The organism is Halomarinibacterium sedimenti, assembly GCF_019312585.1.
Taxonomy (GTDB): domain Bacteria; phylum Bacteroidota; class Bacteroidia; order Flavobacteriales; family Flavobacteriaceae; genus Halomarinibacterium; species Halomarinibacterium sedimenti.
On the sequence record NZ_JAHWDP010000004.1, the window covers coordinates 190,057 to 211,326 of the forward strand.

18 protein-coding genes and 1 tRNA gene are annotated in these 21,270 nt (G+C 35.6%); 9 read left to right on the plus strand and 10 right to left on the minus strand.

The window, feature by feature from the left end:
* The first annotated feature begins 37 nt into the window (after nucleotides 1–37).
* The 3 genes from KXJ69_RS10845 (at nucleotide 38) to KXJ69_RS10855 (ending at nucleotide 3,264) form a co-directional block, all read left to right on the plus strand.
* Nucleotides 38–1,267, plus strand: a complete 1,230-nt coding sequence (locus KXJ69_RS10845; protein ID WP_219053132.1) for a metallophosphoesterase — start codon at nucleotides 38–40, stop codon at nucleotides 1,265–1,267.
* Between the two features lie 54 nt (nucleotides 1,268–1,321).
* Nucleotides 1,322–1,618, plus strand: coding sequence for a thioredoxin family protein (locus tag KXJ69_RS10850; protein ID WP_219053133.1), 297 nt, complete (start codon nucleotides 1,322–1,324; stop codon nucleotides 1,616–1,618).
* Nucleotides 1,619–1,872: 254 nt separating this feature from the next.
* Nucleotides 1,873–3,264 carry a phage tail-like protein gene (locus tag KXJ69_RS10855; protein ID WP_255571322.1) on the plus strand — a complete coding sequence of 464 codons (1,392 nt, stop codon included), beginning with the start codon at nucleotides 1,873–1,875 and terminating at the stop codon, nucleotides 3,262–3,264.
* 8 nt (nucleotides 3,265–3,272) lie between these two features.
* On the opposite strand, the gene KXJ69_RS10860 is transcribed toward KXJ69_RS10855, so the two are convergent.
* Both KXJ69_RS10860 and KXJ69_RS10865 read right to left on the minus strand, forming a co-directional pair.
* Nucleotides 3,273–3,911, minus strand: coding sequence for a polysaccharide deacetylase family protein (locus tag KXJ69_RS10860; RefSeq protein ID WP_219053135.1), 639 nt, complete (start codon nucleotides 3,909–3,911; stop codon nucleotides 3,273–3,275).
* 2 nt (nucleotides 3,912–3,913) lie between these two features.
* Entirely contained in the window at nucleotides 3,914–7,198 is a 3,285-nt protein-coding gene (locus KXJ69_RS10865; protein WP_219053136.1) for a glycosyltransferase family 117 protein, read from the minus strand.
* Between the two features lie 175 nt (nucleotides 7,199–7,373).
* On the opposite strand from KXJ69_RS10865, the gene KXJ69_RS10870 reads away from it, so the two are divergent.
* A tRNA-Gln gene (locus tag KXJ69_RS10870) sits at nucleotides 7,374–7,446 on the plus strand.
* A 96-nt stretch (nucleotides 7,447–7,542) separates the two neighbouring features.
* On the opposite strand, the gene KXJ69_RS10875 is transcribed toward KXJ69_RS10870, so the two are convergent.
* From KXJ69_RS10875 to KXJ69_RS10905, 7 genes are all read right to left on the minus strand, one after another.
* On the minus strand, nucleotides 7,543–8,007 hold the full coding sequence (locus tag KXJ69_RS10875) for a hypothetical protein (RefSeq protein WP_219053137.1): 465 nt from the start codon (nucleotides 8,005–8,007) through the stop codon (nucleotides 7,543–7,545).
* Nucleotides 8,008–8,267: 260 nt separating this feature from the next.
* Entirely contained in the window at nucleotides 8,268–8,474 is a 207-nt protein-coding gene (locus KXJ69_RS10880) for a hypothetical protein (protein ID WP_219053138.1), read from the minus strand.
* Nucleotide 8,475: 1 nt separating this feature from the next.
* A complete protein-coding gene (locus tag KXJ69_RS10885; RefSeq protein WP_219053139.1) occupies nucleotides 8,476–8,808 on the minus strand; it encodes a hypothetical protein in 333 nt (110 codons plus the stop codon).
* Nucleotides 8,809–8,819: 11 nt separating this feature from the next.
* On the minus strand, nucleotides 8,820–9,149 hold the full coding sequence (locus KXJ69_RS10890) for a YtxH domain-containing protein (protein ID WP_219053140.1): 330 nt from the start codon (nucleotides 9,147–9,149) through the stop codon (nucleotides 8,820–8,822).
* Between the two features lie 33 nt (nucleotides 9,150–9,182).
* Nucleotides 9,183–10,079 carry a mechanosensitive ion channel family protein gene (locus tag KXJ69_RS10895; RefSeq protein WP_219053141.1) on the minus strand — a complete coding sequence of 299 codons (897 nt, stop codon included), beginning with the start codon at nucleotides 10,077–10,079 and terminating at the stop codon, nucleotides 9,183–9,185.
* 26 nt (nucleotides 10,080–10,105) lie between these two features.
* Complete coding sequence (locus KXJ69_RS10900; protein ID WP_219053142.1) at nucleotides 10,106–10,603, minus strand: Dps family protein; 498 nt, start codon at nucleotides 10,601–10,603, stop codon at nucleotides 10,106–10,108.
* A gap of 174 nt (nucleotides 10,604–10,777) precedes the next feature.
* Complete coding sequence (locus tag KXJ69_RS10905; RefSeq protein WP_219053143.1) at nucleotides 10,778–11,596, minus strand: universal stress protein; 819 nt, start codon at nucleotides 11,594–11,596, stop codon at nucleotides 10,778–10,780.
* 158 nt (nucleotides 11,597–11,754) lie between these two features.
* Here KXJ69_RS10905 and rimP point away from each other — a divergent pair, with 158 nt between their 5' ends.
* Genes rimP through infB form a run of 3 tightly spaced genes read left to right on the plus strand, consistent with a single transcriptional unit; the run spans nucleotide 11,755 to nucleotide 16,202 of the window.
* A complete protein-coding gene (rimP, locus tag KXJ69_RS10910) occupies nucleotides 11,755–12,216 on the plus strand; it encodes a ribosome assembly cofactor RimP (protein WP_219053144.1) in 462 nt (153 codons plus the stop codon).
* Nucleotides 12,217–12,222: 6 nt separating this feature from the next.
* Nucleotides 12,223–13,455 (plus strand): transcription termination factor NusA, encoded by a 1,233-nt coding sequence (gene nusA, locus KXJ69_RS10915; protein WP_219053145.1) that lies wholly within the window; start codon nucleotides 12,223–12,225, stop codon nucleotides 13,453–13,455.
* Nucleotides 13,456–13,511: 56 nt separating this feature from the next.
* Complete coding sequence (infB, locus tag KXJ69_RS10920) at nucleotides 13,512–16,202, plus strand: translation initiation factor IF-2 (RefSeq protein ID WP_219053146.1); 2,691 nt, start codon at nucleotides 13,512–13,514, stop codon at nucleotides 16,200–16,202.
* A gap of 45 nt (nucleotides 16,203–16,247) precedes the next feature.
* Here infB and KXJ69_RS10925 read toward each other — a convergent pair whose 3' ends face one another.
* A complete protein-coding gene (locus tag KXJ69_RS10925; protein WP_255571324.1) occupies nucleotides 16,248–16,607 on the minus strand; it encodes an SPOR domain-containing protein in 360 nt (119 codons plus the stop codon).
* Between the two features lie 267 nt (nucleotides 16,608–16,874).
* Here KXJ69_RS10925 and KXJ69_RS10930 point away from each other — a divergent pair, with 267 nt between their 5' ends.
* Together KXJ69_RS10930 and KXJ69_RS10935 are read left to right on the plus strand one after the other, a co-directional pair.
* Complete coding sequence (locus KXJ69_RS10930) at nucleotides 16,875–18,176, plus strand: c-type cytochrome (protein WP_219053148.1); 1,302 nt, start codon at nucleotides 16,875–16,877, stop codon at nucleotides 18,174–18,176.
* Nucleotides 18,177–18,209: 33 nt separating this feature from the next.
* Nucleotides 18,210–21,266, plus strand: coding sequence for a TAT-variant-translocated molybdopterin oxidoreductase (locus KXJ69_RS10935; protein ID WP_219053149.1), 3,057 nt, complete (start codon nucleotides 18,210–18,212; stop codon nucleotides 21,264–21,266).
* Nucleotides 21,267–21,270 lie beyond the last annotated feature (4 nt).

Below are 21,270 nucleotides of genomic sequence, written 5' to 3' on the forward strand. Positions count from 1 at the left end.
ACTAAGCCCTGTATCTTTATCGACTTAAAGGAAAAATATGGTTCGTTGGATAATTTTTATCTCTATTTATTTCTTAATAGACATCTATGCTTTTCAGGCAATTAAAACCGTTTCAAAAAGCCAATGGTTACATTGGTTGTATTTTATAGTTTCTATAGTCTTATTGGGGTTGTTTATTTACCAACTTACTGGAGGAGTTCATGGGAGACAAATGACACCCTCCCGTATGTATACCTTTGGTTTATTCCTTACCATTTTTGTTCCAAAACTGCTGGTAATAGTATTTATGTTTGGGGAAGATATTATTCGTTTTGGAGTAGGACTTTTTTCAAAATTTGGAGGAAGTGATGATGGTTTTTATTTGCCTTCTAGAAGAAAATTTATAAGTACCATTGCTATTGGGGTGGCAGCTATTCCGTTTGCGTCTTTGCTTTACGGAATGTACCGAGGTAAGTATAATTACAAAGTTCTCAAATACGCCCTTGAGTTTGACGACCTTCCTGATGCTTTTGATGGGTATACTATTACACAAATAAGTGACGTGCATAGTGGAAGCTTTGATAATAAAAAGAAAGTCGCTTATGGGGTTGATTTAATTAATGAACAACAAAGCGATGTTATTTTGTTTACAGGAGACTTGGTAAATAATAAAGCTGATGAAATGCTACCCTGGAAGGAATATTTCTCTAAACTCACTGCTAAGGATGGAGTGTATTCGGTACTGGGAAACCACGATTATGGAGATTATATTGGTTGGCCAACGGAAGTTGATAAAAAAAATAATCTTCAAAAATTGAAGGATATTCAGAAGGAAATGGGATGGAAATTACTGTTGAATGAACATGTTGAAATCACTAGAAATGGAGATCAAATAAAACTCATCGGTGTAGAAAATTGGGGAGCAGGTGGATTCAAAAAGGCTGGAGATTTAGAGAAAGCGTGTGCAGGTGTTTCAAAAACTGATTTTAAAATATTAATGAGCCATGATCCTTCCCATTGGGCGGAAAAAGTAAAGCAAGACGATAGGCATTTTCACTTAACCTTATCGGGTCATACACACGGTATGCAATTTGGTATAGAAATTCCAGGTTGGTTTAAATGGAGCCCTGTAAAGTATCGCTATGAACATTGGGCAGGGATTTATGAAGAATTGGGAAGATATATAAATGTAAATAGGGGCTTCGGGTTTTTAGGCTATCCCGGTCGAGTAGGAATCTGGCCAGAAGTGACTGTGATTCAACTAAAAAAAAGGGTGAATAGTGCCTAATTAAGGGGAAATGTTATATTTGTAATTAGCATTTAAAAGAAATACTTCAAACGTATGTCAAAATTTGGAGAACTAATAGAAACAAACGTGCCAGTTTTGCTTGACTTTTATGCAGAATGGGATGAGGCCTGTAAAGAGATGCATCCTGTGTTACGTGATGTTGCCGCGGCCCTAGGTGATAAGGCTCGAGTTATTAAAATTGATATCGAGAAAAACCAGGAACTTTCTGATGCATTGCGCGTAAAAGGTCTACCTACTCTTATGATCTACAAAAATGGTGAAATGAAATGGCGACAAAGTGGTGAACAAGATGCCAATACCTTGATAGGTCTTGTTAAGGAATTTGTTTAGCTCCCTCCCTGTTTATCTAATTACTTTCCTACTTTATAAAAATTATAAATAGCTATTTTTCAAATAGTTATAATTATATTTATATAAATTTCTTACAATTTTTAACTACCATTAAATATTTAACAATATATTGTGTATTGGTTTCTGAAACACTCATACATTTGTGCCGAAAATTTTAAATATTTTTTACTTACATGTTAAAAACAAATGCCTACTTATGTCAGTTAGTATTTTTTACACTAACTGTATTTTTTATGGTAATACCATCAACTTCTGCTCAAGTTGGAATTGGAACCACTAGCCCTAATACTTCATCAATATTAGATGTAAGTTCAACTTCTAAAGGAATTCTTGTTCCTAGAATGACAACTACTGAAAGACTTGCTATTATTACGCCAGCAAATAGTTTATTAGTTTATGATACCACGGTAAAAGCTTACTATTATTATGATACTCCAACGACTACTTGGGTAAAAATAAATTCAGATAATGACAAGCGAACTAACTATAAACTAGTAAAGTCTGCTTCAGATTTAGCCTCCGAATTAACTGCTGGGGGAGGAACAAGATATTTGTTAACTTCTAACACCTTATACGAAATAAACGGAACTGTATCTCTTTCCTTTCCAATAGAATTAAATAATGCTTATATCGCTGGTCGGGATACCAATGAAGACATTTTACTACGTTCAGGAGGTGTTTTATTAACTGGAGCAACGGGAGGAAGCATTAGAGGTGTTACCTTGTCTGCACCTGGAGTAGGGGGAACTGTATTTAACGTTACAGGTACAAGTGCTCAAAACATTATTTTCAGGGATTCTTTTGTGGCAAGTTCGAACTCTGTTGGAACTATAAGTGGTTTTGGATTAGTCTTTGTAAGTACTGTTCAATTTGTAAATAATACCGCAGGGATAACCTATACGAATATTAGCCGTCTACTGTTGAGTAATGTGGGATGGGATTCTAATAATTCAAATACTTATGAAACCCTAACAGGTACATTTGATCTTATTCAAAAAGTGGGGGGTTATAGTAATGTACTTGCAGGGAGAACAGGATTTAGAGTTACTGGAGTAACAACTATTAATGGAGATGCCGTTTTAAAAGATGTTGTTTTTTACGGCGGAGGTACTTATGTAGTAGGAACTTCGCCATACACAGGATATAATTTTACCAAAAGATGGACCGTTAACTGTCCAGGTATCCCCGTAGAAATTGATGATGTAGCAGCGGGTAATATATATATTACCACTTCTGCAACAACTAATTTTTCTGCCTCTGGAGCTGCAGGAAGAACAAAAATATTAGGAACCACAGCTTCAACAGGGATGTTTAGAACCACTTCAACTGTAAATAACAGAATAGTGTATGACGGTACAAAAACTAGAATTTTTACAATTCAGGCGTCCTTTACAGCAGATGCCGCTGGGAGCAACAAATTTTTCACCTTCTTTATAGCAAAGAATGGTGTTATTTTAACACCTACTGCAATCTCTACCAAAGTAGTTGGAGGGGGAGATATTAGGGCTATGTCGTTTACAGGAACAACCACACTTGCGCCAAACGATTATATTGAAGTTTGGGCTCAAAACGACACCGATGCTACAGGGCTAATAGTTCCTTTTTTAAACTTATTGATTAATTAAAGTTTAAATTAAGTTATTGCAACCAATTTTAGATTTTGGTTGCTTAAATTTTCTAAAACCTTCGGTAATACAAATCGAAGGTTTTTTTCTGCTTTTACACTATCGTGAAAAACAACGATGCTTCCTGGTTGTATATTTTGTAATACATTTTGAAGACATTTTTCTTCAGAAATGTCTTTATCCCAGTCATAACTGAGCACATCCCACATGACTATTTTGTATCCTTTTTTCTGAAGAATTTTCGCCTGCTTTTTTGTTATTTTCCCATAAGGGGGTCGAAATAAATTAGATTTTTGAATCTTCAAATTTTGAATGGATTTTTCAAAGGCGTCAACGTTTTGAATATATTTTTCAGTTGAGGTTTCAGTTCCTTTTAGATGATTAAAGCTGTGATTTCCAAATGCGTGTCCTTCCGAAATAGTTCTTTCGAAGATATTTGTATGTTTTTTTATGTTTTCACCAATGCAAAAAAAGGTGGCTTTGGCATTGTAGGCTTTTAGTTGGTCCAAAACCCAAGGAGTCACTTCGGGGATGGGGCCATCATCAAAGGTGAGGTAGACTTTTTTTTCTGAACGTGAAAACGCCCAAATTCGTTTTGGAAATAACCAGGTGACAAATTTGGGTGTTTTCGTAAAAAGCAATTTCATAGCTATTCCTCTACCGAATCATTAAGAAGGGAATCCAATAATTTTTCAGTAAGACGTTCCTTTTGTAAAAACTCTGTGTCGATATTCATATCTAAACGTTCAAACAATCCTTTGAACGGTAGAAGATAATTTTTGAAAATTTGTTTTTGCTGTTGATAGTATTCATCGGTGTCATACACATACACTATTTCTACCAGGCTTTCATATTGATTCAATTTTGAATAAATCTCCTGTAGATTTTCAGCCTGTTCTTCCATAGACATAGCGCCATAATAGGCTACATAACTTTGGTATTTTGCTGAGGTCTCTTCAAAAACTTTTCGCGCTTTTTCTGTTTTTTCAAGTTCATAATAACTCAAAATATAGGGTTCTAAAAGGGAATAATATTCAAAATATTTAACCGGCATTTTTTCCATGGCTAGGTCTAGAATATCTTCAGCTTTTTCCTGTTTACCTTCTTTCATTAAGGCATCTGCCAAACGGGCTAAATTGCTTCGGTATGTTATTCCGTTTCTTCTGGTTTCGGTATCGTGATAAATATCTGGATTTCCACTATTACCCCAATCCCAACTCATGACAATATCATACATTTTGTCAGCATCAATTCTTCCCATATCAAATGGATTTCTTCTATCCACAGGTGTTCTTATGGGCACTAGCTTATAAACAACTCCGTCTAGTTGTAGGTAGTCCTTCATCCATAAATAATCGTCATCACCAAAGGCTCCGCCACTAAAATAAATAGGACGCTCCCAGTTATTATTGGCAATGATGTCTAGCATTAATAAACGGTTTTTGTAAACGTAATCACCTTTTAAAACAATATCAATGTAAGGAACAATTTTATCGGCATCTTTTTGTTCTACAATTCCGTTTTTAAGCACAGCTTCTTTATCGACAGGGACTCTTATTACTTTTGAAGGGAACGAGCTTATAAACTGTCCACTATTAAGTTCTACTTTGGTTAATGGGTTTTCACTGGCAACCCAATTCATCCAAGTTTTAATGTCCACCGTATCTTCTTTGGTTTCTTGATATGCAATAACATCGCGAACGCCATAACGATACTGTTCATGTTTAAGTTGTGAAGGGATTGGATCACTAGAGAAAGCTTTTTTCTTCATATCGTCTATATACCAATCTGTCTGAAATAAACTGGTATTGACAATGCGAACATCCTGACGATACTTTTCAATATTTTGTTGATACCATAACGCAAACGTATCGTTATCTCCAATTGTAAATAGAATTGCATTTTCATCACAGGAATCGAGGTACATTCTTCCCATAGAATTAGCCGTAAAGCGTCCAGAACGATCGTGGTCGTCCCAATTTTGTGTTGCTAAAAGAACGGGTGCTGCTAATGTGGTTGCCACAAGTACAATTGGCAGTGCAACTTTAGGTTTTAAATAATCTTTTACAACCTCATAAAGTGCGTATACCCCAAAACCAATCCACATGGCAAAAACATAAAATGATCCTACCACAGCGTAATCTCGTTCACGAGGTTCAAAAGGTCTTTCGTTGAGGTATACTTTAAGCGCTAATCCCGTAAAAAGGAAAAGCACCATTAATACCCAGAAGCTTTTTTTATCGTTTTTGGCGTGAAATACCAACCCTAAAATTCCAAGGATTAATGGCAAGAAATAGTAAGTATTTCTCGCTTTATTATTTTTTAAATCGTCTGGGAGCGAATCTTGAGACCCCAATTGCCATTCATCAATAAACGATATGCCGCTTATCCAATTTCCGTTAAGATTACTGCCTTGCCACTGCACATCATTTTGACGTCCGGAGAAATTCCACATAAAATAACGCCAATACATTTTCCCAAATTGAAACACGAACATAAATTTCATATTATCGATAAAGGAGGGTTTTTTTATGTCTAAAAATGGACCAAACTGTGTTAAGAAATCATGGTAATCATCGCCATCCACAAGACCATTTTGGTAGGCTTCTTTAAATTTTGAAACTTCTTCGACTAATCGTTCTTCATTTCGGTATTCTCGTTTAATTCCAAATTCTAATCCGTTGGTATATTCCAAATAGTTTCCAGCGTGTTCTATACTCCACATACGAGGTAATAATGCTTTTTGAGCATCATCTGTATTTTGAGCGGCATTTTTCCATTCATTTACAATAATATACTTGCCAGATGCTTCATCCTTTTCATATTTTGGCTTATCATCTTTGTAAGGGTTCTGGGAGTCTAAACCTACATAGGCTTCAGTAAATTGAGGGCCGTAAAAAAGATGTGTTTCAGGATATTGTTCACGGTTATAATACGCTAAAAGTTCGCGTGCGTTATTAGGGTTATTTTCATTAATAACAGTTCCAGCGTTGGCACGAATTGGCAACATAAGCCAGCTTGAAAAACCTATAAAAATGAAAAGAACACAAAGTATTAAAGTATTAAAAGTAGTATGACCTTTCTTTTTAGTGTATTTTAATCCGAAGTAAAAAAGCGTTATAAAAAGTAAGCCTGCAAAGAGGGTGCCTGAGTTAAACGGAAGTCTTATGGTGTTCACAAAAAACAATTCTGTTGCACTAAAGAACTTCATTGTCATAGGAAGCAACAACTTAAATATGAAAAGTAAGATTGCCACCACGACCACATTTGCAACTAAAAAATTCTTAACAGTAACCGTTTTATATTTTTTAAAGAAATACAAAAACCCAATGGCCGGAATGGTAAGTAAAGCCATAAAATGCACTCCAAAAGATAGTCCAACGATAAAAGAAATTAAAATGAGCCATCGATCTCCGCGCGGAGTGAACATCTCACGTTCCCAGCGAAGTCCACAATAAAACATAATGGCTAGCATGCAAGCGGCGGCGGCATAAACTTCTGCCTCGACTGCAGAAAACCAGAAGCTATCTGTAAATGTAAAAGCTAAAGAGCCAACAGCGGCACTTCCTAAGATGGCAAAAGCGTTATTTTTTGTGATTTCAGTTTGTTTTGAAACTACATTGGTTAACAAAATAGTTAATGACCAAAACATAAATAATATGGTAAATGCACTAGCAAAAACTGACATTAAATTTATGGTCAATGCGATGCTAGAAGCATCCATTGCGAAAATGGAGAAGAAGGCACCCAATAACTGATATAGCGGTGCTCCAGGAGGGTGTCCAACCTCTAAATTACTTGCAGTTGTAATATATTCTCCTGCATCCCAAAAACTAACAGTGGGTTCTACAGTGAGCCAGTACGTAATTAGGGCAATAAAAAAAACAGACCAACCAATAATTTTATTCCACTTAGTAAAGCTAAAATCGTCCATGTAAAATTACAATTTTCGTTGAGGCGAATTTACTAATAATATATTTAGATGAATGATAAAAAAATACTAACGGAAGATATCTAAAGATATTTTTAAAAATAAATGGGTGCTTTTTTTAACTAATTTATTTGTGCAACCCAAAGTTTGTATTAAATTTGCGCCCACATTATGGAATTGGCCCATGGTGTAACTGGCAACACGTCTGGTTTTGGTCCAGAAGAGTCTAGGTTCGAGCCCTAGTGGGCCAACAAGAAAATAAAGTCCCAACGTAATTACGTTGGGACTTTTCTTTTAAGAAATAAAAAACCCAGACTTACGCTGGGTTTTTTATTATAGGAATTTAACTATTCGTTTGTAACACTTATCATATTAACTTTAACTGGACATCCCTCTGGTATTTCACAGACTTTTTCAATAAAATCGTATTGAAGAACTTCTCCAGCGACATTAATGTTAAATCCAGAAGCTGTAGGGACTACGGTTACAGGATTGTCCTCATAAGAGTCATAAGTTAGTGTAAAAGCATTGTCATAATAAGGGTCTCCGTCTGCATCTACGCTAATGGTAGTAACTACCTTGGCGGGGCTATTAACACGGGTTTCCTCCTTTTTACTTAAGTCGTCCATTTTTACATATCCTGTAGATTTTGTGTCAATTTTGACCACATAATCAATGGCTCCTTTTTCACTCTTAACGGTAAATTTGTTAATTTTTGTTTCTGCTGCGGTTTGTTTGTTATCGGTTTGTGCATACATTCCTGAAACAAGCACTACTGCAATGATGGTTACTATTTTTTTTATTGTTTTCATGTTTTAGTTTATTTGGTTATTACTATGTTGCTCATTCTCAATTGCAACTATATCTAATATAAATTAATACATCGTTGAAGTAAAGGGATTTAACTAGGTTTAACTACTTTTAAAGGTAACTTAACTTAAATTTTGTTAAATATCAAAATAGCATGTTAAAGTGTTAATTTTTATATGCGAATCTGAATTATGGCACTAATAAAAGCCCTCAAGTTTGATTTGAGGGTTTTATTTTAATCAAAATGATTTTTTAGATTCATTTAAATCTTACTTTTAATCTTTCTCAAAAGATAAATGAAAGCAATACTTGAAACTTTCTTTACAAGATTTGAAGAAACTACATTATTTCTAAAAGACTTCTTAAGCAGATAGTTATTTTGTTTTATCTGTTCTTTCGTAATTTGCTTTTGCAAATCCAAACGCTTAAGATCTAACTCCATTTCTTGAAGTGAGTTGTATTGCTTCATTTTAAAAATATTTTTTGGTTACCTTTCTTACAACATAGTTTTCAAGATGTTTTCTTAAAAAAAATAGTATGCAAAGTAAGATGAGATAAAATGAACCAGTCAAGAGAAATCCTAATGCGGTATTGTCAAAAATACTTCCTAGCCAAAAGGCTCCACTAATCGACAAGAATAAGATCGCAAGAGTTAATGCTAATCCCATGATTGTTTTTTTTGCAATACTTGAAGTCATAGCGGTAATCTGGTAGGCAGTTTTAAGTTTCGCTACTTCAAATTCCTGACTTACATAGTCTTTTGCAAGGGTTGCTGTTTCTTTAATATTCTCTTGAATGGTCATATCCTTTCTAATTAGTTCATTTTAATCTGTTCATTCTCTTTTTTAAGCTTAGCTAGCTTCTTTTCCATAGCGTCTATAACGTCATCTGCTTTATAGCTCATGTTTTGAACCATTGCGTCTAGCTCTTTTGAGAATTCATTTTGTTTACTGCTAAAAGCATTATTTAATTGTTGTGTAATTTCATTTGTTTTTTCAACAATTGCATCTTTCGATTCCTTTGCAGTTTTCTTAATTTTCTTTCTTGTTTTGGAACCTTTGTCTGGCGCAAAGAGCACTCCTAAAGTAGCTCCTATGGCAAGTCCACTAACGATTCCTGTGATAATATTTCCTGTTTTTGACATGTTTTTATAAATTTTAAGGGTTAATAATTATTTTTAATTGTTAGAATACATTTCTTCTTTGACAATATCTTTTGTCTTTAATGTATTCTCAAATTGTAATGTTCTTATTGGGAAAGGAATGTTAATTCCTTCTCTATCAAATGCTTTTTTTATTTCAATCACTCCTTTACTTTGTGCTACGAGTCGCTCGAGACTTCGTTCACTGTCAATCCAAAATCGACATAAGAAGTTTATGGATGACCCTCCAAACTCAGTATAAAAGAATTCAACATCCTCTGGAGAAGAAATATGTTCGAAAGCATTGCAAATAGTTTCCCGAACTATTTTTTCTACTTTGGGCAGGTCACTTTCGTATCCAACACCGCATTCAATCATAACTCGCATTTTGGTTGTGAGCGTTTGATTTTTAATTGGATTATTGATAATGGTTTTATTAGGAATGATAACCAAATTATTATCGGCTTCTTTTAATACAAAGTAATTGAGATTAATATCCATCACTTCGCCAGAAAATCCATTCGTTTCGACCCAATCTCCAATTCTTATATTTTTTCTGAAGGATAATACAATTCCTGAAAATGTATTGCTAAGTGTTCCTTGCAAGGCCAGTCCAATAACCAACCCAGAAACTCCTGCAGCAGAAATAAGTGCTGTTAATGTCTTTCCTAAATTTAATGCTCCTAAGGCTAAGAATAGTCCTAATAAAACTACAATAACTGAAAAGGACCGCGCGATTAATTTAGTTACAGAATCTTGAGAACCCTTTCTGCTAGCTACTTTTAAAGCTATATTGTACACTAATTTTGATACGAAATAGGAAATAACTAAAACCAATATGGCAATTCCTAAATTTGGTAAGTTTTCAATGAACAGTTCCCACCAATCATTGAGTTTTCCTGTAATCTTATCTAAAGCGTTTATATTTTCCATGATTTTATTTAGTTTTTGTTGATTCTTTATACTGAAAGTTCTTTCATTTTTTCATTTTTAGATTTGCTCCAAGCTCTCAACATCCAGCGCTCTTTTTCAAGTTCTCTAATGTATCCACCTATTAAATCAATCGTGCCTTCATCATCTACCTTTTCTGCATTTTTTACAACTTCATTCATTTGATTTAAAATGATAGATTGATTTTCAATCACAGTATCTACCATGCCTTCATCTTTTAATATTGATTTGGCTTCATTAATGCTCGAAATTTTTAAGTAGTCTTGATAGCTACTTACAGGATGGTAACGAAGAGTTAAAATCCTTTCGGCAATCTCATCAATTTTAAGGCGGGCACTCTTGTATAATGACTCGAATTTATTGTGTAAATCGAAGAAGTTTTTTCCAAGAATATTCCAATGAAAATTTCTTAGATTTTGATAATAAATATGATAATCTGCTAGCAAAGTATTTAATGAAACTACAGTGTGCATGTGCTTATCTTGTATATGGTTTTCTTTATTCATTTTTATTTATTTTTTTGAAATTAATAGAGGTTACTATAAGAAGAAGTAACACCTACAATCTATAGGCAATAGAAGATTTGTCAAGTCATTTAACTTGATTTAACACAATAGAAAGCGTATTAACTTAATTTTAGTTAAAGAGGAAGCTTAAATGTTAAAAATTTAAAGAAGAAATTAAATTTTAAAAGTCATTACGGGCATATTAGCGTGATTTACTAGGTCTTCACTAACACTTCCATTAAAGAAATGGGAGATTCCTTTTCTGCCATGAGTACTCATCCCTATAAGTTGTGCATTGCTTTCTCGAGCAAAACCTAGTATGCCCTTTTCTACAGAAATATCGTTGTAAATATTTAAAGTATAATTTGGGTATTTCATTCCCTTAATAAATGAGGCCATCATTTTTTTGGCATCCATGGAGGTAGTAAATCCGCTTGGAGTATTTACATATAGTAAATGAATAGTGGCACCAAAATTTTCAGCAAATTTTTGAGCTACCTCAAAGGGTTTTTTACATTCGTTTGAGAAATCTGTTGCGAAGACAAAGTCTTTAACTTCAAACTTCTTATGCTCATTTTTAATGACCAAAACCGGAATTTTTGAAGTACGAACCACTTTTTCGGTATTACTCCCAATAAACATTTCTTTAAATCCACTAGCGCCATGGGATCCCATTACAATAAGATCAATTTTATTGGACTTTACTGCTTCAGAAATATCATCATAAATTTCACCGTGTCCAATGGTCTGTTTAATATTTATCCCTTTTAAGTAAGGTTTTTTCATTAATTCGGCAAATTGTTTTTCAGCTAGTTTAATAAAAAACAAGGCTTCTGGCAAGGCACCTTTGTTGGTATTGGCAAGATGTAATGGCATTTCCATTGAGTGTAATAAATATATTTCACTATCATTTTTTTTTGCCATTTGAACGGCAACTTTTAATGCGTTTTCGGCTTGAGGTGAAAAATCTGTAGGGAGTAAAATTCTTTTCATATAGGTTTATTTTGGAAGGATTTTCTTACCATTAAAGTACGAAAATTCAAAGAGATGGCAATATTTTTATTATCAAAATAAATATAGTATATTTGCACCGAAATTAACAAGATAATAGGTGAGGGGACGTGAAGTCCCCTCTTTTTATAGCCTAATTTATGAAGGAGAAAGTTGAAAAATTGCTTGAAAAAGCCCTTGAAGAAAATCCATCGTTATTTCTTATTTCGTTAACTATTTCTAGCGCCAATCATATTCAAATTATTATTGATGGCGATGAGGCGGTTAGCGTACAAAACTGTATGGACATAAGCAGAGCGATAGAGCATAACTTGGATCGGGAAGAGGAAGATTTCTCCTTGGAGGTTTTATCGGCTGGAGTTTCGGAGCCGTTAACTCAGAAAAGGCAGTATAAAAAAAATATTGGAAGGGATTTAAAAGTTAAAACCCAAGAAAATACCATAGAAGGAACGCTTATTGAAGCTGCCAATGAAGCCATCAAGCTTCAATGGAAAGCAAGAGAGCCAAAACCTACTGGGAAAGGAAAAGTAACTGTTGAAAAAGAAACAGAAATACCTTATTCAACTATTGTAGAAGCAAAAGTGATGATTAAATTTAAGTAACAGAATATGGAAAATTTAGCGTTAATCGAATCGTTCTCTGAATTTAAAGACGACAAACAAATAGACAGAGTTACGCTTATGGCGATACTTGAAGACGTTTTTAGAAACGCGTTAAAGAAAAAATATGGAAGTGATGATAACTTCGATATTATTGTAAATCCAGACAAAGGAGATTTAGAGATTTGGAGAAATAGGGTGGTAGTTGCCGATGGTGAAGTGGAAGATCCTAATGAAGAAATATCACTTAGCGAAGCACGTAAAATTGAAGATGACTTTGAGGTTGGGGAAGATGTTTCGGAAGAAGTAAAATTAATGGATTTAGGAAGACGTTCCATTTTAGCATTGCGTCAAAACCTTATTTCAAAAATCCATGAGCATGATAATACTATTGTATACAAGCAATTTAAAGACATGGAAGGCGAAATTTATACCGCCGAAGTGCATCATATCCGACATCGTGCTGTTATTTTATTGGATGATGAAGGAAATGAAATTATCCTTCCAAAGGAAAAACAAATTCCTTCAGACTTTTTCAGAAAAGGAGACAACGTTCGTGGTATTATAGAAAGTGTAGAGCTTAAAGGGAATAAGCCAGCCATTATTATGTCACGTGCAAATCCGTTGTTCTTAGAAAAACTTTTCGAACAAGAAATTCCAGAAGTTTTCGACGGCTTAATTACTATTAAAAAAGTAGTTAGAATACCAGGCGAAAAAGCTAAAGTTGCTGTAGATACGTATGATGATAGAATTGATCCAGTGGGAGCTTGTGTGGGAATGAAAGGATCAAGAATCCATGGAATTGTAAGAGAACTAGGAAATGAAAATATTGATGTTATTAATTATACCAATAACACGAATTTATTCATTACAAGAGCATTAAGCCCTGCCAAAGTAACCTCTATTAACATAAATGAAGAGACTAAACGAGCCGAAGTGATTCTAAAGCCTGAAGAAGTTTCTAAAGCAATTGGACGTGGCGGGCACAATATCCGTTTAGCAGGACAACTTACTGGATACGAAATAGATGTGTTAAGAGAAGGCGCAGAAGAGGATGTGGAATTAACCGAATTCTCAGACGAAATAGAAGGATGGATTATTAACGAATTCAAGAAAATTGGACTAGATACAGCAAAGAGTGTTCTTGAAAAAGACCTAGCATTTTTAGTAAATAGTACAGATCTTGAGGAGGAGACCATTCAAGAAGTTATCAATATATTAAAAGAAGAATTTGAAGAGTAGTAGAAAGATTAACTACTTTTACAAATCAATTTAAGAAAATAACAGGCAAGCATTTTATGGCTGAAACAAAAACGATACGACTCAATAAAGTACTCCGCGAATTTAATATTTCGCTGGATCGTGCCGTGGAATTTTTGGGAACAAAAGGTTTTGAAGTAGAAGCAAGACCCACAACCAAAATTTCTAGCGAAGAATACGATGTGCTTTTTAACGAGTTTCAGACGGACAAAAGTAAGAAAGTAGAAGCCAAAGAAGTTGGCGAGGAAAAACGTAAGGAGAAAGAAGAACTTCGTCTAGAACGTGAGCGTGAAATTGAAGAGAAACAGGTAAAAGTAGAGCCAAAGGTTATAAAAGCCGAAGCAAAACTCAATGGACCTAAACAAGTTGGAAAAATTGATTTAAATCCTGCTAAGGCTAAAAAAGAAGCGGAGAAACCTGCTGAAAAAGTTGAAGAAAAACCAGTTGTAAAAGTAGAAGATAAGCCAATTAAGGCTGAAAAGAAGGCTGAGGAGAAAACAGAAGCGAAGAAAGAGGATAAAAAGCCAGTTAAGAAAGTAGAAGAAAAGGTCGTTAAAAAAGAAATCCCTGTAGAGGAAGAGTCTGAAGAATCTGATACGGTAAAGACTCAATATAAAAAGCTTGATGGCCCTAATTTCACTGGGGAAAAAATTGACTTAACTAAGTTTAAGAAACCAGAGAAAAAGACGGACGATAAAAAGAAAAGTTCAGACAATAAAGAAAAAAAGAACCGTAGAAGAAGAATAAGCAAGGAATCTCCTAATAACAATAGGTCTAGAGATAACAGAGCAAAAGGAAGAAGTAATGTTGTTAAAGAGGAGCCTAGTGAAGAAGAAGTACAAAAGCAAGTGAGAGAAACACTTGAAAAACTTCAAGGAAAATCTTCAAAAGGAAAAGGAGCAAAATACCGAAGAGAAAAAAGAGATAGCCACCGTCAAAAATCTGAAGACGAACTGGCACAACAGGAAGCCGACAGTAAACTTCTTAAGGTAACAGAGTTTGTTACCGTAAGTGAAGTGGCAACCATGATGAATGTTCCTGTAACCCAAATTATTTCGGCTTGTATGTCGCTGGGAATGATGGTGACTATGAACCAACGTCTGGATGCCGAAACACTTTCGATTGTTGCAGAGGAATTTGGTTTTGAAGTAGAGTTTATTACAGCCGATATAGAAGAGTCTATTCAAGAAGTAGAAGACAATCCAGAAGATTTAGTGCCTCGTGCTCCTATTGTAACTGTTATGGGTCACGTAGATCACGGAAAAACTTCATTGTTGGATTACATTCGTGAAGAGAATGTTATTGCAGGGGAATCGGGAGGAATTACGCAACATATTGGTGCTTACGCCGTTCAGTTAGAAAACGGCCAAAAAATCACATTCCTTGACACACCAGGTCACGAAGCGTTTACCGCAATGCGTGCACGGGGGGCTCAAGTAACCGATCTTGCTATTATTGTTGTAGCTGCAGATGATGATATCATGCCTCAAACCAAAGAGGCTATTAGTCATGCGCAAGCAGCGGGTGTGCCAATTGTGTTTGCTATAAATAAAATAGACAAGCCTACCGCTAATCCAGATAAGATTAAAGAAGGATTGGCAAACATGAATCTATTGGTAGAGGATTGGGGAGGTAAAATACAATCACAAGATATTTCAGCAAAAACTGGTGTTGGAATTAAAGAGCTTCTTGAAAAAGTATTACTTGAGGCAGAATTATTAGAATTAAAAGCCAATCCAGATCGTTTGGCATATGGTACCGTAGTGGAAGCCTTCCTTGATAAAGGACGGGGTTATGTTTCTACCATTTTAGTGCAAGGAGGTACTTTAAAAGTAGGAGATTATGTGTTGGCAGGACAAAACAGTGGAAAAGTGAAAGCCATGTACGATGAGCGTGGTAATTCAATAAAAGAAGCTGGTCCATCAACACCTATTTCAATTTTAGGATTAGACGGTGCGCCACAAGCCGGAGATAAGTTTAACGAATTTGAAGATGAACGAGAAGCAAAAGCGATTGCTGTAAAACGTACACAGTTACAAAGAGAACAATCGGTTAGAACACAACGCCATATTACATTAGATGAAATTGGACGCCGAATCGCCCTTGGTGATTTCAAGGAATTGAATATCATCCTTAAAGGAGACGTGGATGGATCTGTGGAAGCATTAACAGATTCGTTCTTGAAGCTTTCGACTGAAGAAATACAAGTAAATATTATTCATAAAGGAGTTGGAGCCATTACCGAAAGTGATGTGTTGTTAGCTTCTGCGTCTGATGCAATTATAATTGGTTTTAACGTGAGACCTATGGGTAATGCACGTCAATTAGCCGATAAAGAAGAAATCGATATCCGTAATTATTCCATTATTTACGATGCCATCAACGATCTTAAAGATGCAATGGAAGGAATGTTATCTCCAGAAATGCGTGAAGAGATTACAGGTACGGCAGAGATTAGAGAAACCTTTAAGATTTCTAAAATTGGAACCATTGCAGGTTGTATGGTTACTAGCGGAAAAATCTTAAGAAATTCTGGAATTCGGTTAATTCGTGAAGGAGTGGTAGTATTTACAGGAGAATTAGATTCTTTAAAACGTTTTAAAGATGATGTGAAGGAAGTAGCAAAAGGATACGATTGTGGTATTCAAATTAAAAACTACAACGACATTAAGGAAGGTGACATTATTGAAGGCTTCCAAGAAGTTGCTGTTAAAAAGAAATTGAAATAGTTTAGATAAAGAATAAAAAAACCGCCTTTAAGGCGGTTTTTTTATTTAGTCTTTTTTATTCTTCCCAGGTTTTAATATAAAGGCCGAGGGAAAGTTACGCTGTACTTCTAGTAGGACTCTATCGGCTTCAATACGACTAGTGAAGTTGCCTACCCATACTTTATAATTTGGAGTCTCATATTCAATGGAAGCAGGCCATTTTCCGTACTTGTTTCGATAACTACTCAATGTAGAATTGGCTTTACTCAAATTACCATAGTACAATTGAATGGTGAAGCCATCGGTTAACTTATTATCCTTTTCCAAAGACTTTTTCAAATCTAGCAGTGTAGGGATTCTTTTATCTTGATGAATCGTAACAGTCCCTTGTTGTGAAAAGCTTTTTACAGATAAAAAAAGAGCCAATAGGCATAATATCAGTAGCTTAAATGAATTTTTAAATAGCATAATATTTACTTGAAAGTGCAAATGTAAACCTTAATAACTTTTAAAGGTTCAAAAATATTATTTAGAATTAGTATAAATTAGTTATTAACACTTTATTTGGATTTCTAAAATCGACTTTTATGATGTACTTTTGCACAGTTATTTTAGGCATCAAAAGGTAAATTTAACTGTAAACTAGATAACCAATTGTGTGCCAAACTTATGGACAATAATATAACCGATCGTATGGAAAAGGTACCTTACCGAAATCTACCCTCTAAATTGTCACTTCTATGGTTAGCGTGTATGCTAGCTTTTTCAGTTACTCAAATTTCATTTGCATCCACAACGGTTTTACCAACTCAAGCAGTAGATACTGCTAAGGGAGAAACCTTGTTTAAGGCTAATTGTGCGGCTTGTCATAATTTATATAAGAAAATGACTGGACCTGCATTGTTTGGAGTTGGGGATAAGTATGAAAAACAATGGTTGTACAGTTGGATTAAGAATAGCCAAGAGATGGTAAAGTCTGGTGATGCTCAAGCTGTAAAGATTTTTGAAGAATATAATGGGTCGGTTATGACTGCCTTTCCTCAATTGAGTGATGCAGACATCGATGATATTATTGCGTATACCTATAAAGAGAAAAAAGTAGCCCCACCACCAACAGTTGATCCTGCTGCTGCAAGTTCTGGAGGAGGAATGTCTAATGATATTATTTTAGCGGTATTAGCACTTGTGTTTTTACTATTAGTCGTAATGCTGGTGTTGGTGAACAAAACATTACGTCGTATTGCCGAGGCTAATGGAGTAGAATACGACCAAAAAGAAAAGGGTACCCCAGTATGGAAAGCCTTTATTCAAAATCAGTTTTTGGTATTAGTATTTTCTATTTTCCTATTGCTTTCTGCTGGATATTTTGCGTATGGATGGATGATGCAAGTGGGTGTTGATCAAGGATATGCGCCAGTACAACCGATACATTACTCCCATAGAATTCACGCAGGAGACAACCAGATAGATTGTAACTACTGTCACAGCTCTGCAAGAAAGAGTAAGACATCTGGAATACCTTCACTTAATGTATGTATGAACTGTCACAAAACTATTAGTGAAGTGGCCGAAGCTACACAAGCGGAAGGGCAAAACGAATATGGAGTTGATTATAATGCTGAAATAAAGAAATTATACACTGCTGTAGGATGGGATGTAGATTCACAAGCTTATACAGGAGACACGCAACCAGTAAAATGGGTGCGTATTCATAATCTACCAGACTTTGCCTATTTTAACCACTCTCAACACGTAACTGTGGCTGGGGTTGAATGTCAAAAATGTCACGGCCCCGTAGAAGAAATGGAAATTATGGAACAGTTTTCACCCCTTACTATGGGTTGGTGTATAAACTGTCACAGAGAAACTAATATAAATGTAGAAGACAACGCATACTATGAGAAAATTCATGAAGAACTTTCTAAAAAGTATGGCGTAGATAAATTAACAGCGGCTCAAATGGGCGGGCTAGAATGTGGTAAGTGTCACTACTAATTAAAGAATTGAATACTATTTTCAAATAGCAATATGGCATCAAATAAGAAATATTGGAAAAGTGTTGAAGAACTAAATGAAAACAGTTCTATTGTTGAAACACTGAAGCAAAATGAATTTGTAGAGCCTATCCCTACGGATGAATTCCTAGGAAATAAGGAAACACTTGAAGCTTCTTCAACCACACGTCGTGATTTCTTAAAATATGTAGGTTTTACAACAGCTGCGGCTTCTTTAGCTGCCTGTGAAGGACCTGTTATTAAATCTATCCCTTATGTGGTAGCTCCAGACGAAATTGTTCCTGGAGTTGCAAACTATTATGCTACAAGTATGGCAGATGGTTTTGATTTTGCTAATGTATTAGTAAAAACGCGTGAAGGAAGACCAATTAAAATAGAGCGAAACGATTTGGCCAAAAATGGCGGAAGTGTAAATGCTCGTGTTCATGCATCGGTGTTATCTATGTATGATAAAAACCGTTTGCAAGGTCCTAAAGTGGATGGAAATGATGTTTCTTGGGATGATTTTCACGGTGCTGTAGCTACAAAGCTTAGCGCTATGGCAGGTAAAGATGTGGTCTTATTGACTCAAACATTCGCCAGTCCTTCCACGTCAAAATTAATTTCAGAATTTAAAACAAAATACCCTAATGTTCGTCACGTAGTTTACGATACCGTATCTTCAAGTGAGGCATTAGATGCATTCCAAGCCGAATTTGGAATGAGAGCATTACCGGATTATGATTTCAGCAAAGCTGAAGTAATTGTATCGGTGGGAGCAGATTTTATTGGTGATTGGCAAGGTGGAGGTTATGAAGCAAGTTATGCCAAAGGACGTATTCCAAAGAATGGAAAAATGTCTCGTCACATTCAGTTTGAAGCAAATATGTCGCTTTCAGGTGCCAATGCAGATAAACGAGTTCCTGTAACACCTTCAGATCAAATGAAAGTGTTACTTGCATTAACTGGAAATGGAAGCACATCTGGATTACCAGAGAATATTGTAGATGCCGTTAATAAGGCTAAAAGTCAATTACAAAAAGCCGGAAATAAAGGAGTTATTATTACGGGGCTTCCAAATGTAGCAGCTCAAAAAACCGCATTATCCTATAATAAGACTGTAGGAAGTGTTGTCATGGATACTGAAAAGCCAAGATTAACCTCTATGGGTAGTGCTTCAGAAGTAGCAAACGTGATGAACGGAGTGATTTCAGGAAGCGTGAAAGGATTAATTACTGTAGGAGTAAATCCAGTGTATTCTTTCCCAAATGCTGCTTTTGCTGAAGCTTATAAAAACCTTGAAATGAGTCTTGCTTTCGCTATGAACGCAGACGAAACAGCCTCTATGGCTCAAATGGTGGGAGCAACTCCTCATTATTTAGAATCTTGGGGTGATGTTCAAATGAAGAAAGGTTCTTTTGGATTAATGCAACCTACCATTCGTCCTTTATTCAACACGATGCAATTTCAAGATTGCTTATTGAAGTGGACAGGAAGTGATAAAAAATATTACGATTACCTAAAAGAATCTTGGGAGTCCTCAATTTTAGCAGGCGGGTCTTGGAACCAAGCGCTTCATGACGGATTTTTTGAGAACGATGTTGTAGTGGAAACCGATGCAGTTACTGCCGAGACAAACGAAATATCCACTTCAAATGGTGCTTTATTAGCTCCGGTTGAGGGAGGATTGGAATTAACACTATACACCAAAACAGGTTTAGGAGATGGGCAACAAGCAAATAACCCTTGGTTACAGGAATTGCCAGATCCAATCTCCAGAGCTTCTTGGGATAATTATGTAACTGTTTCTGCTGCAGATGCTGCAGATATGGGGTTAGAAAACCCTCATGTAGCCGATGGCGCTATGAATGGCAATTACGTTAACATTAAAATGGGAGATGTTGTTGTCGAGAAAGTTCCTGCCTTAATTCAACCAGGGCAAGCAAAAGGATCCATTGGATTGGCATTAGGGTATGGTCGTAAAGCGGCTGTGCAGCAAGAAATGCAAACAGGAGTTAATGCATATACCTTATATAATAACTTTTCTTCAGTTCAAAACGTAACTCTGGAAAAAGTAAGTGGGGTTCACGAGTTTGCTTGTGTGCAGTTGCACAACACCATGATGGGTAGAGATATTATCCGTGAGACTACTTTAGAAATATTTAATACAAAAGATAAGGGTACTTGGAATGCGGTGCCCATGGTTTCAAAAGACCATCAGGAAATTCCTGTGTCTTCACCGGATGCAGACCTTTGGGATGAGTTTGATCATTCTATTGGGCACCACTTTAATCTTTCTATTGATTTAAATGCGTGTACAGGATGTGGAGCTTGCGTAATTGCTTGTCATGCTGAAAATAACGTTCCTGTTGTTGGAAAAGCCGAAATGCGCAAGAGCCGTGACATGCATTGGTTGCGTATTGATAGATATTATTCAAGTGAAGATTCTTTCAGTGCGGATACTGAAAAGAAAGACAATATTTCTGGGTTAGGAAGTTCGCTTTCAGAATTTGGAGAAATGGAAAATCCTGCAGATAATCCGCAGGTGGCATTTCAACCTGTTATGTGTCAGCATTGTAATCACGCTCCTTGTGAAACTGTTTGTCCAGTAGCGGCAACTTCTCATGGAAAGCAAGGACAAAACCAAATGGCGTATAACCGTTGTGTGGGTACACGTTACTGTGCCAACAACTGTCCTTATAAAGTTCGTCGTTTCAACTGGTTCTTGTATTCAGAAAATGATGAGTTCGATTACCACATGAACAATGACTTGGGACGTATGGTATTAAACCCAGATGTGGTCGTACGTTCACGTGGCGTGATGGAGAAATGTTCAATGTGTATTCAAATGACTCAAAAGGCTATTTTGGATGCGAAGCGCGACGGAAGATCAGTAAAAGATTCAGAATTTAAAACAGCTTGTTCGGCTGCCTGTGAAACAGGTGCCATTCAGTTTGGTGATATAAATAATCACGATAGTGAAGTTTTCAAATTAAAAGAAGACAAGAGAATGTATCATTTATTGGAAGCGGTAGGTACAAAACCAAATGTATTCTATCAAACCAAGGTGAGAAACACAAACGAAGCATAAACTA

Excerpts from the sequence above, each read along its gene's own strand:
- KXJ69_RS10845 (WP_219053132.1), top strand. The coding sequence starts at position 38 with ATGGTTCGTTGGATAATTTTTATCTCTATTTATTTCTTAATAGACATC.
- KXJ69_RS10850 (WP_219053133.1), top strand. The coding sequence starts at position 1,322 with ATGTCAAAATTTGGAGAACTAATAGAAACAAACGTGCCAGTTTTGCTT.
- KXJ69_RS10855 (WP_255571322.1), top strand. The coding sequence starts at position 1,873 with ATGGTAATACCATCAACTTCTGCTCAAGTTGGAATTGGAACCACTAGC.
- KXJ69_RS10860 (WP_219053135.1), bottom strand. The coding sequence starts at position 3,911 with ATGAAATTGCTTTTTACGAAAACACCCAAATTTGTCACCTGGTTATTT.
- KXJ69_RS10865 (WP_219053136.1), bottom strand. The coding sequence starts at position 7,198 with ATGGACGATTTTAGCTTTACTAAGTGGAATAAAATTATTGGTTGGTCT.
- KXJ69_RS10875 (WP_219053137.1), bottom strand. The coding sequence starts at position 8,007 with ATGAAAACAATAAAAAAAATAGTAACCATCATTGCAGTAGTGCTTGTT.
- KXJ69_RS10880 (WP_219053138.1), bottom strand. The coding sequence starts at position 8,474 with ATGAAGCAATACAACTCACTTCAAGAAATGGAGTTAGATCTTAAGCGT.
- KXJ69_RS10885 (WP_219053139.1), bottom strand. The coding sequence starts at position 8,808 with ATGACCATTCAAGAGAATATTAAAGAAACAGCAACCCTTGCAAAAGAC.
- KXJ69_RS10890 (WP_219053140.1), bottom strand. The coding sequence starts at position 9,149 with ATGTCAAAAACAGGAAATATTATCACAGGAATCGTTAGTGGACTTGCC.
- KXJ69_RS10895 (WP_219053141.1), bottom strand. The coding sequence starts at position 10,079 with ATGGAAAATATAAACGCTTTAGATAAGATTACAGGAAAACTCAATGAT.
- KXJ69_RS10900 (WP_219053142.1), bottom strand. The coding sequence starts at position 10,603 with ATGAATAAAGAAAACCATATACAAGATAAGCACATGCACACTGTAGTT.
- KXJ69_RS10905 (WP_219053143.1), bottom strand. The coding sequence starts at position 11,596 with ATGAAAAGAATTTTACTCCCTACAGATTTTTCACCTCAAGCCGAAAAC.
- rimP (WP_219053144.1), top strand. The coding sequence starts at position 11,755 with ATGAAGGAGAAAGTTGAAAAATTGCTTGAAAAAGCCCTTGAAGAAAAT.
- nusA (WP_219053145.1), top strand. The coding sequence starts at position 12,223 with ATGGAAAATTTAGCGTTAATCGAATCGTTCTCTGAATTTAAAGACGAC.
- infB (WP_219053146.1), top strand. The coding sequence starts at position 13,512 with ATGGCTGAAACAAAAACGATACGACTCAATAAAGTACTCCGCGAATTT.
- KXJ69_RS10930 (WP_219053148.1), top strand. The coding sequence starts at position 16,875 with ATGGAAAAGGTACCTTACCGAAATCTACCCTCTAAATTGTCACTTCTA.
- KXJ69_RS10935 (WP_219053149.1), top strand. The coding sequence starts at position 18,210 with ATGGCATCAAATAAGAAATATTGGAAAAGTGTTGAAGAACTAAATGAA.